Origin of the sequence: Nostoc sp. (assembly GCF_036916655.1) — a bacterium.
In the GTDB taxonomy this organism is placed as follows: domain Bacteria; phylum Cyanobacteriota; class Cyanobacteriia; order Cyanobacteriales; family Nostocaceae; genus Nostoc.
In genome coordinates, this window is the sequence record NZ_JBALFY010000082.1 from 1 (window position 1) to 883 (window position 883).

At 38.5% G+C, this 883-nt stretch carries 1 protein-coding gene; it reads left to right on the forward strand.

All coding sequences use genetic code 11. The annotated features are described in order from the left end of the window. Positions 1-220 precede the first annotated feature (220 nt). On the forward strand, positions 221-883 hold a 663-nt coding region (locus tag V7L31_RS23225; protein ID WP_334698446.1), incomplete at its 3' end, for an ISAs1 family transposase.

Here is an 883-nt window from a genome sequence, read left to right on the forward strand (position 1 = left end):
CAGGGTAAACGCATCTAAATATTGATGAGCGTAGATAAAAGTAGAAAGCACCAGAAGCTAGACCCCATAGTACTTTTAGAAAGTTAAACATCAATTAGGAAAGGAATGATAATCATTATGATGGGGGTGGGTGGGTTAGAGGCAACCGACGGTTGCCATTAAAGAACGTGATATTCTCATAAAAGCTCCAAAGAAGAATTACGCTCTTATTCTCCTCTCTATGAAGCTGAAGCCAAAAATCACAATTGCTGACCATTTTTTGGGAATAGAAGACCCACGAATAGATCGAACGAGGCGGCATAACTTAATGGAGATCATAACGATTGCCGTGTGTGCTGTGATTTGTGGGGCAGATGGTTGGGTGGCAATAGAGACTTATGGATGTGCCAAGTATGAGTGGTTAAAAACATTTCTAGACCTACCTAATGGTATCCCGTCACATGATACATTCGCGCGAGTATTTGCACAGATAAATCCCCAACAGTTTCAGTCATGTTTTCTGGATTGGATGAAATCAGTACAGAAGATAACTTCTGGGGAAGTAGTTGCAATTGATGGGAAAACTTTGCGTAGTTCTTACGATGAAAGTAGCGACCAAAGTGCAATTGTGATGGTAAGTGCATGGGCAACTACAAATAGATTGGTGTTAGGGCAAGTAAAGGTAGATGAAAAATCCAATGAAATTACAGCAATTCCAGAGTTATTAAAAGTTTTAGAACTGTCTGGATGTATTGTGACAATTGATGCAATCGGCTGTCAGAAAGAAATTGTGAAATTAATCACACAGAAAGATGCAGATTATGTAATTACGTTAAAAAAGAATCAAGGAAATCTTTACGATGAAGTTGAAAAATTATTCCAGTCAGGGATAAGCACAGATTTT